Below are 7,496 nucleotides of genomic sequence, written 5' to 3' on the forward strand. Positions count from 1 at the left end.
TGGCGGGCAAGGCGCGCGACGAGGCCGCCATCGAGGCGCTCTACGCGCCGGTCGAGGAGAGCGACTTTGCCGCCATTACCGCGCCGCTGTGGGACTATCTGGACGCCCTCCATCCCCACCTGTGGCGAAGCGGTCGGCAGTTCCCCGCGACCGGGCCCGAGATGCGCAGCCTGATGGGCAACGGCGAACTGGCGCTGGCCTTCACCTTCACGCCCTCGGAGCCGGCGGCAGCGGTCGCCGACTTCGAACTGCCGCCCAGCACCCGCAGCTATGTGCCGGAGGGCGGCACCCTGGGCAACGTGCACTTCGTGGCCATCCCCTTCAACTCGCCCCACAAGGCCGCCGCCATGGCGGTCGCCGACTTCCTGCTCTCGCCGGAGGCCCAGGCACACAAGCAGGACCTTGCCGTCTGGGGGGATCACACCGTGCTCGATGTGGCCCGCCTCGATGACGGCACCCGGGCCATGTTCGCCCTGGACGAGAGCCATCCGGCGATGCTGCCCGCAGGCGCCCTGCAGAAGACGCTGCCCGAGCCGCACCCCAGCTGGATGACGGCATTGCAGGATGCCTGGCAGGCCCGCTATATCGGCAACTGATGGCGAGGCACCTCACCCGGACTGCTCCCACAACGAGGCCCGCTCGATGATGCTGCGCCTGGCCCCCGTTCTGCTCGTCGCGCTGCTGGTGGCCCCGATCCTTGCCGGCCTGGGGATGGTCCTGTTGCCGGCCTTCGGCTACCTGCCGGCCCTGGGTGGGGAGAGCCTGTCGCTCGCTCCCTGGCGGGCCCTGCTTGCCGAGCCCGGCATCTGGCGCTCGGCCGCCATCAGCCTGGCCAGTGGCCTGCTCGCCACCGCCATTTCGCTGGCGGTGGTGCTGCTCTACCTGGCGGCCGCAACCGCCAGCCGGCTCGACCGCTGGATCCGGCGACTGGTCTCGCCACTGCTCTCCATTCCCCATGCCGCCGCGGCCTTCGGCCTGGCCTTCCTGATCGCTCCCTCGGGGCTGGTCGCGCGACTCGCCTCGCCGGGGCTGACCGGCTGGGAGCGTCCTCCGGACCTGCTGATCGTCCAGGACCCCTGGGGGCTTTCCCTGATCGCGGGGCTGGTGATCAAGGAGATCCCCTTCCTGCTGCTGATGAGCCTGGCGGCCCTGCCCCAGCTCGACCCCGAGCGTCGCGTCGCCATGGCCCGCTCGCTGGGCTACCGCCCAACCCTGGCCTGGTGGAAGGTGGTCGCCCCGTCGCTCTATCCGCTGATCCGCCTGCCGGTCTATGCGGTGATCGCCTACGCCTCGTCGGTGGTGGATGTGGCGATGATCCTCGGCCCCACCCTGCCGCCTACGCTTGCCGTGTCGATCCTCGGCTGGTTCAGCGACCCCGACCTCGACAAGCGCTTCCTGGCCTCGGCCGGCGCGATCCTGCAGCTCGGCGTCACCGCCACGGCGCTGGCGATCTGGTGGGGACTGGAGCGGGCCGCCAGCCGGCTGATGGGCCTCTGGATCGAACGCGGCGGACGCCGTCGGGGCGAGGCGGGCCTGCATGTCGCCGGCAAGCTGTGGATCCTGCTGGCCACGGGGATCGCCTTCGTCGGCATCGCCGGCCTGGCGATCCACTCCGTGGCCGGCTTCTGGCGCTTCCCCGACGCCCTGCCGGAGAGCGTCACCGCCGACCACTGGGCCCGGGTCCTCCCCTCGCTTGCCGGGCCGGTCGCCTCGACGGCGCTGATCGCCGTGTGCGCGACGCTGCTCGCCATGGCCCTGGCCCTGGCGGCACTGGAAAACGAGCAGCGCAGCGGCCGACACCCCTCGCGGGCCCTGTGGCTGCTCTACCTGCCGCTGATCGTCCCGCAGATCGCCTTCCTGTTCGGCCTGGCGGTGGTGATGGAACAGCTCGGCACCCGACCGACCCATGCGCTGGTCATCTTCGGCCACCTGCTGTTCGTGCTGCCCTACGTCTTCCTCTCGCTCTCCGAAGCCTACCGGCGCTTCGACCCGCGCTGGTCGCAGCTGGCGCTGACGCTGGGCGCCTCGCGCAACGGGGCCTTCTGGCGGGTACGCCTGCCGATGCTGCTCGCCCCGGTTCTCACCGCCCTGGCCGTGGGGCTGGCGGTGAGCATCGGCCAGTACCTGCCCACCCAGTTGCTGGGCGCCGGACGCATCACGACCGTGACCACCGAAGCGGTATCCTTGGCCGCCGGCGGCAACCGCCGGGTCATCGGTGTCTGGGCACTGGTCCAGGCCTGCCTGCCGCTGGCGGGCTTCATCCTCGCCGTCGGCCTGCCCCGGTTGCTATGGTCGCGGCGACGCGGCATGCAGGGAGCCCCATGAACGCCACCCATCGACTCGAACTTCGTGACATCTGCATCCAGCTGGGCGACCAGGTCCTGGTAGAGCTCGATGCCGAGATCGGCCCCGGTGAGGTCCTCACCGTCATGGGGCCCTCCGGCTCGGGCAAGTCGACCCTGCTCGCCCATCTCGCCGGTTTCCTGGCGCCCGAGTTTCGGGCCAGCGGCCGGGTGCTGCTCGACGGCCACGACATCAGCAACTTGCCGGCCGAACAGCGCGGTATCGGCCTGCTGTTCCAGGACCCGCTGCTCTTCCCTCACCTGTCGGTAGGCGGCAACCTGCGCTTCGGCATGCCCGGGGCCAGCGCCGACAAGGCCGCGCGGGTCGAGCAGGCCCTGGCAAACATCGGCCTCGCCGACTACGGCGACCGGGACCCGGCCACCCTCTCCGGCGGCCAGAAGGCCCGGGTGGCGCTGATGCGCCTGCTGCTGTCGGCGCCCTGTGCGGTACTGCTCGACGAACCCTTCTCGAAGCTCGACACCCACCTGCGCCACGAGATGCGCAGGCTGGTGTTCGACCGCCTGCGCGAGGCCGGCCTCCCCAGCCTGCTGGTGACCCACGACGCCGAGGACGCCGAGGATGCCGGTGGGCGGCTGATCGAGCTGTCTCACTGAGACGGACCCACACTTAAGGAAGACTGTCGGCATGCCGGAAACGTTGAGGCTCAGCATCATCATCCCGACCCTGGACGAAGCGGCCACCATCGAGGCGCTGCTGATCCGACTGCGGGCGTCACAGGCCCGCGACGTGGAGATACTTGTCGTGGACGGGGGCAGCCTCGACGATACGGTGGCCCGGGCACGCCCCCTGGCATCAATGGTGATCGTCCAATCGCCCGGCCGGTCCCGGCAGATGAATGCCGGGGCTCGCGAGGCCCGCGGTCGATACCTGCTGTTCCTGCATGCCGATACGCGACTCCCGCGAGACGCCGATCGGCTGATCGCCTCCGCCCTTGCGGATAGACATTGCTGGGGGCGCTTCGATGTCCGTCTGGAAGGGCGTCATCCGCTGCTGCCCGTGATCGCCGGCGCCATGAACCTGCGCTCCCGCCTGACGGGCATCGCCACCGGCGATCAGGGGCTGTTCATGACCCGGGAGGCCTTCGACGCTGTGGGCGGCTTTCCCGACCAGCCGCTGATGGAGGACATCGAGATGTCGCGGCGACTCAAGCGACAATCGCCGCCGGCCTGTTTGACCGAGAAGGTGACCAGCAGTGGCCGGCGCTGGGACCAACAGGGCGCCCGGCAGACCATCCTGCTGATGTGGCGGCTGCGCTGGCGCTACTGGCGAGGCGCGTCAGCGGATGACCTGGCCCGGGCGTATCGCCATGTCCGCTGACAGCCGGGCCCAGGCGCCCCTGGCGATCCTCGCCAAGGCACCGATCCCCGGCCGGGTGAAGACACGCCTGATGCCGGCCCTGGGCGCCGAGGGCGCCTGCCGGCTGCACGAGCGACTTCTGCGCCATGCGGTGGCGACGGCCCTTGCGGCGACTTCGCCGCAGTGCATCACCCTGTGGACGGCACTGGATCATGACCATCCGCTGTTCCGGGAACTGGCCGACCGGCATGGCATCAGGCTTCGTGCCCAACCAGAAGGCGACCTGGGAGAGCGCATGTACCAAGCCCTGCAGGCCATGGACGCGCCGGGAGTGCTGATCGGCAGCGACTGTCCGGCGCTCACCCCGGCTCTGCTCAGGCGCTGCCAGGCTGCCCTGACGGATGCCGACGCCGTCTTCCTGCCGGTGGAGGATGGCGGGTATGCGCTGGTGGGGCTACGGCGCGCCGACCGTCGACTCTTCGCTGCCATCGACTGGGGCACGCACCGCGTGATGGCACAGACGCGCGATCACGCCGACGAGCTGGGCTGGCGGCTGGCCTGCCCCGCCCAGCTCTGGGATGTGGACAGGCCCGAGGACCTTGACCGACTGGCGAAGCATTCCGACCTGCTCACGTAGCCGGGAGGCTGTTACCGATGACATGGCATGCCCGACCCATACCCCAAGGTGGCATTGCGCCTGGATATCATCCCCTCCTCTTCCATGCAGACCGGGAAGAGTTGCCTGTCAAGAGAGCCAAACCACATCAAAAAATCCAAGGGATACATGGGCATTTTTTCTACCCAAACACCCTTCTTCCTTCAGCGATTAACGCACACGACTTCCAGGTAAATCGGCGGAATCCCTGATGTCATCGACCTCATAACTCCTGCCGACAACCCTGACATCCTGTAAGGAAAGCCTGGCTTGAGCGACTCAATCGGGAGACCCTGTACCCTGGCTGATACCAGCTGCTAGACTTTTCCCGAGTCTGGTCAAAGCATCGGCACAGGGAACGAGGGTCTCCTAGATGAATGAAAAAGAAGATAGGCTACAACGACTTACAGCTGTCAGACCACGCCTGGTCTCCTTCGCCCTCATGCACCTGCGAGAGCGAAGCCAGGCTGAGGATGCCGTACAGGAGGCAATGATGTCCGCCATCGAAAAGAATGAAAGCTTCGCCGGACGATCCGGCTACGAGACCTGGGTCTTCGGCATCCTCAAGTACAAGATCCTCGACGCCATGCGCGCCCAGAAGCGTCATGGGCGCTGGCAGCCCCTCGAGGTGGAGGAAGACGACGTCGATGCCATCGACCGACAATTCCAGCAGAATGGCCGCTGGCAGGAGAGTGCTCGCCCCTCAAGCTGGGGAGAGCCCGAGGCAGCCTTCGAGACCGAACACTTCTGGCAGGTCTTCGATGCCTGCATGATCGCCCTGCCGGACAATGCCGCCAGGGTGTTTTCCCTGCGCGAGCTGATGGGGCTATCCACCGACGATATCTGCAAGGAACTGGGGATCAAGGAGAACAACTGCTGGGTGATACTGCATCGCGCCCGCCTGCGCCTCAGGGCCTGCATCGAACAGGGGTGGCTGAAGGAGGAAACGGCATGATGATGTGCAAGGAAGCGACCCGCCTGATGTCCCTCAAGCAGGACCGCCCTCTCACCTTTCAGGAACGGGTATCCCTGAGGTTACACCTTTCCATGTGCGGCGCCTGCCGAGAATGCAATAGACAGTTCACGCTGCTTCATGAGGCCGGCAGGCGATTCGGCCCGGAACTTGATGACTCCGAGCAGGACGATGACGGGCACTGAAGGCCCGTCAATGCTTCATTCTACCACTCTCACTGACCGGCGGCAGTGCTTGCCACGCCTTCCAGCACACCAGCAACCTTGTCCAGTGGCAGGGCGCACTCCTCCAGGGAATGGCGCTCGGCCAGATAGTGTGGCGAATTCCACTCCAGCCTGACACCGTCGTCCGTCTCCCGCACCACCATCTTCTGGGGCAGGTCCAGCGCCATGCTTCCCTGGCACTGCATCATCGGCGTGCCCACCTGCGGATTGCCGAAGATGAAGGTACGGGTTGCCGGCAACGAGAGCCCCATGCCCTCTGCATTGGCGGTGTGATCGACCACACTCATCAGGGTCAGCCCTTTCTCCTCGATGGCCTCGCGCAGCCGCTGCTCGACACGAACGATATCGTCACTTGACTGAAGGTGCCTAATGCCGTGCTCTTCCGCGTGCACCATCAGCGGCATGACCACAAACATGGTCATTGCCATCCCGATCCATCTCTTCAACATGGTATCTCCTTACGCTTTCAGCGAATGTCCTGTCAGGATGGTCGAGCCCCGGGCACAAGGCAAGGAACCCGGACCTGGGTATCAGGTCCGGGAATGCTTGCCAAGTGAAGGCAAGTTAGCGCCACCAGTAGCGCAGGGCTTCACGCGTCTGCTCCCATTGTTGCCAATCCTTATCGATGCGGCGATGCTGCGCTTCTCCACGTTGACTCACCTCCCTATTGCGCCGCTGATCGATGGAATTCTCTGCCTGAATGGCCGAGCTTGTACTTTTCTCTTGCAATGCCTGACGACGCTGCTCCTGATACTCGGAATCCATTGCCATCAGGGGTCCGGCACTCAGCATCAGGGCCATCATGGCCAACGTTATGACTCGAATTTTCATGGCTACACCTCGTGGCTATCGGCTGACAAAAAGACCTTTAATCAGGTCTTGATAGTTGGTGAAAGTGAAGCCATTATCCTTACGATTTATCCGAAAAAATTAGCCCGATCCACGGAAACGAATGGAGCAGTCTACCCGATGATCCGACCCCTTATCCCCTGGTGTCTGATGACGTTGACGACCCTGGTGGCAGGACCTGTCATCGCAGCAGATGACCTGACGTTCTCGCCGGATGATATTCACTCCTGGCCGACACGAAATTTCGAGGGCGAAACCGAGTACCAAATCATCGAACGGAAGGGCATGCGACTCCTCCAGGCCAGCGCTCGACAACAGGCCTCGGCGAAATACCTGGAGCGCGAGGTCGACCTTCGCGAAACGCCCTACCTGCACTGGTGCTGGCAGGTATCAAGCATACATGAGGGTCTCGACGAGACACGCAAGTCGGGTGACGATTACCCGGCCAGGGTCTATGTGGCCCGCAAGACGAGGCTGCTGCCCTGGCAAGTCGAGTCGGTGAACTACGTGTGGGCCTCGAGCCAGCCGGCAGGGTCGGACTGGCCCAATGCCTTTACCTCACGCGCCCAGTTGCTGGCCCTGCAGAGTGGCGAAGCACGCGTAGGGGAATGGGTGGCGGAAGTGCGGGATATCCGCGAGGACTATCAGCGACTCTTCGGGAACCGCCCGGACCACATCGATGGCCTCGCTCTGATGAGCGACGGCGACAATGCCGGGGTGGATGCCACGGCCTGGTTCACCCACCTGGCCTTCTCCGCGAGTTCCGAGCCGCCCGCCTGCCCCTGAGCACGCCCGGTGGACGACCCTTCAGGCATGAGCAGAGCAGGTCACCGCAGCGCCAGGTCGCTACTCCGATTCCTCGGTGGCACGCTTTGCAATGGCAGCGAAGAGGGTATCGAGTTCTCGGGCCACCGTTTCCAGTTCCTCGCCGGCCGCGTCCATGTAGGGAGAAAGCAGGTGAGTCGGCGTCTTCCAGGCGAGCGTGGCGCTGCCATCGTCATTTTCGGTGACATAGAAACGCATGGGGGCTTCGATCATCGCCGGGACGCTCAGCCGCAGGATGCGTACCGCAAAGTCGTTGCGAAACACGCCCACGACCCGATTGCCGGGGATGGTGACCCCCCGGTTCGCAGCG

At 65.5% G+C, this 7,496-nt stretch carries 11 protein-coding genes; 8 read left to right on the forward strand and 3 right to left on the reverse strand.

Annotated elements, in window-relative coordinates:
- From RI841_RS12645 to RI841_RS12675, 7 genes are all read left to right on the forward strand, one after another.
- Positions 1 to 596, forward strand: a 596-nt coding sequence (locus RI841_RS12645) for an ABC transporter substrate-binding protein (RefSeq protein ID WP_310705966.1), incomplete at its 5' end; no start/stop codon positions are given.
- A 49-nt stretch (positions 597 to 645) separates the two neighbouring features.
- Positions 646 to 2,325: an ABC transporter permease subunit gene (locus RI841_RS12650; protein ID WP_310705975.1), complete on the forward strand. Its 1,680-nt coding sequence runs from the start codon at positions 646 to 648 to the stop codon at positions 2,323 to 2,325.
- A complete protein-coding gene (locus RI841_RS12655; RefSeq protein WP_310705967.1) occupies positions 2,322 to 2,957 on the forward strand; it encodes an ATP-binding cassette domain-containing protein in 636 nt (211 codons plus the stop codon). Before RI841_RS12650 ends, RI841_RS12655 begins: the two co-directional genes overlap by 4 nt.
- Positions 2,958 to 2,988: 31 nt before the next feature.
- The gene (locus RI841_RS12660) at positions 2,989 to 3,681 is read left to right on the forward strand and encodes a TIGR04283 family arsenosugar biosynthesis glycosyltransferase (protein WP_310705968.1); all 693 of its coding nucleotides are present in this window, start codon (positions 2,989 to 2,991) and stop codon (positions 3,679 to 3,681) included.
- The gene (locus RI841_RS12665; protein WP_310705969.1) at positions 3,671 to 4,297 is read left to right on the forward strand and encodes a TIGR04282 family arsenosugar biosynthesis glycosyltransferase; all 627 of its coding nucleotides are present in this window, start codon (positions 3,671 to 3,673) and stop codon (positions 4,295 to 4,297) included. Before RI841_RS12660 ends, RI841_RS12665 begins: the two co-directional genes overlap by 11 nt.
- Before the next feature lie 391 nt (positions 4,298 to 4,688).
- A complete protein-coding gene (locus RI841_RS12670; RefSeq protein ID WP_310705970.1) occupies positions 4,689 to 5,270 on the forward strand; it encodes a sigma-70 family RNA polymerase sigma factor in 582 nt (193 codons plus the stop codon).
- A gap of 2 nt (positions 5,271 to 5,272) precedes the next feature.
- Positions 5,273 to 5,473, forward strand: a complete 201-nt coding sequence (locus RI841_RS12675; RefSeq protein ID WP_310705976.1) for a zf-HC2 domain-containing protein — start codon at positions 5,273 to 5,275, stop codon at positions 5,471 to 5,473.
- Positions 5,474 to 5,502: 29 nt separating this feature from the next.
- On the opposite strand, the gene RI841_RS12680 is transcribed toward RI841_RS12675, so the two are convergent.
- Together RI841_RS12680 and RI841_RS12685 are read right to left on the reverse strand one after the other, a co-directional pair.
- Entirely contained in the window at positions 5,503 to 5,961 is a 459-nt protein-coding gene (locus tag RI841_RS12680; protein WP_310705971.1) for a DUF302 domain-containing protein, read from the reverse strand.
- Between the two features lie 115 nt (positions 5,962 to 6,076).
- Entirely contained in the window at positions 6,077 to 6,343 is a 267-nt protein-coding gene (locus RI841_RS12685; RefSeq protein WP_310705972.1) for a hypothetical protein, read from the reverse strand.
- Between the two features lie 138 nt (positions 6,344 to 6,481).
- Between RI841_RS12685 and RI841_RS12690 the strand changes: the two genes are divergently transcribed.
- A complete protein-coding gene (locus RI841_RS12690) occupies positions 6,482 to 7,147 on the forward strand; it encodes a DUF3047 domain-containing protein (protein ID WP_310705973.1) in 666 nt (221 codons plus the stop codon).
- A gap of 60 nt (positions 7,148 to 7,207) precedes the next feature.
- Here RI841_RS12690 and RI841_RS12695 read toward each other — a convergent pair.
- On the reverse strand, positions 7,208 to 7,496 hold a 289-nt coding region (locus tag RI841_RS12695; protein WP_310705974.1), incomplete at its 5' end, for a DUF302 domain-containing protein.

It is taken from the genome of Halomonas sp., assembly GCF_031581305.1.
GTDB lineage: Bacteria > Pseudomonadota > Gammaproteobacteria > Pseudomonadales > Halomonadaceae > Halomonas.